The sequence below is a fragment of the Kineococcus vitellinus genome (genome assembly GCF_009906315.1).
GTDB classification, from domain to species: domain Bacteria; phylum Actinomycetota; class Actinomycetes; order Actinomycetales; family Kineococcaceae; genus Kineococcus; species Kineococcus vitellinus.
The window spans coordinates 1-689 of sequence record NZ_JAAALL010000619.1 but is presented as its reverse complement, the minus strand read 5'-3'; the positions used below and the strand labels follow the sequence as shown (position 1 = coordinate 689).

Here is a 689-nt window from a genome sequence, read left to right as displayed (position 1 = left end):
CTCCCCGCCCTCCCCGGCCCCGCCGGCGGGAACGGGAGCGGCGAGGTGCTCGTCCTCGAAGGCGGTCAGCCGGCCCTCCTCGACGCCGAAGCGGCGGCGCAGCCGCACCCCCGCCCGCTGCTCGCGGCTGGCGCGGTAGAAGCCGCGGGAGACGTCGGCGCGCCAGTCGACGACGAGCGGGTCGCCGGCGGCGTCGGTGACGTGGCGGCGGCCGATGTGCAGCCGCTCCCCGGAGTCGTGGTCGGTGCGGCCGAAGAACAGCGCCGTCGACGGGTCGTCGACGAGGCTGAGGGCCCGCCGGTGCAGCGCCAGCGCCAGCGCCTCGCCCGCGATCGCGTCACCGCCGTCGGCGACCAGGGACAGGGTGTGCTCGCGCATCCGGGCCAGTTCCGCCCGGGCGAGGTCGAGGTGGCGCTGCTCGGCGGCGAGGACGGCGTCGGGGTCCTGGGCGTGCTCTGGGTCCTGGGCGTGCTCGGGGTCCTCGGGGACAGGGGTGGACACGGTTCCTCCAGCGGTTCGGCCGTCCATCCTGCCGCACCGGAACCGCCCGCGCGGGCACCGCGTCGTACCCGTGTGATCGATCCGGGGACGCGCACGAGGAGGCGGCACCGCCGCGGGGTGCTGCCGCTGGCGGCGGCCGCGCTGGCGGTGGCCGTGCTCGGCGGGTGCGGCCAGCAGCAGGCAGGAGG

The 689-nt window shown here is 77.9% G+C and carries 1 pseudogene; it reads right to left on the bottom strand.

The features are described 5' to 3' along the window. Positions 1 to 501 (bottom strand): annotated as a pseudogene (locus GTQ99_RS23770) (AAA family ATPase); the annotation flags it as partial. Between the last annotated feature and the right edge of the window lie 188 nt (positions 502 to 689).